Below are 293 nucleotides of genomic sequence, written 5' to 3' on the forward strand. Positions count from 1 at the left end.
CCTGTCGATGGAGAACCTTTCCCTGCTGGGCAGCGCGAACCGCTCGGCAACGGGCAATACGCAAGACAATGTCATTGTCGGCAACGCTGGCAACAACGTGATCACGGGCGGTCTCGGTCGCGACACTCTGACTGGGAATGCCGGCGCCGACAGCTTTGCTTTCCGCAGGCTGGAGGACAGCGGCAACACGCAAACCACCGCGGACCGGATCATCGACTTCCTGTCCGCGCACGGAGACAGAATCGACATTTCCGGTATCGACGCAATTTCGTCCAGCGGTGAAAACGATGTGT

General features: G+C 59.7%; 1 pseudogene. It reads left to right on the forward strand.

The features are described from left to right. Positions 1-293 (forward strand): annotated as a pseudogene (locus A6302_RS23370) (calcium-binding protein); the annotation flags it as partial.

The sequence above is a fragment of the Methylobrevis pamukkalensis genome (assembly GCF_001720135.1).
GTDB classification, from domain to species: Bacteria; Pseudomonadota; Alphaproteobacteria; order Rhizobiales; family Pleomorphomonadaceae; genus Methylobrevis; species Methylobrevis pamukkalensis.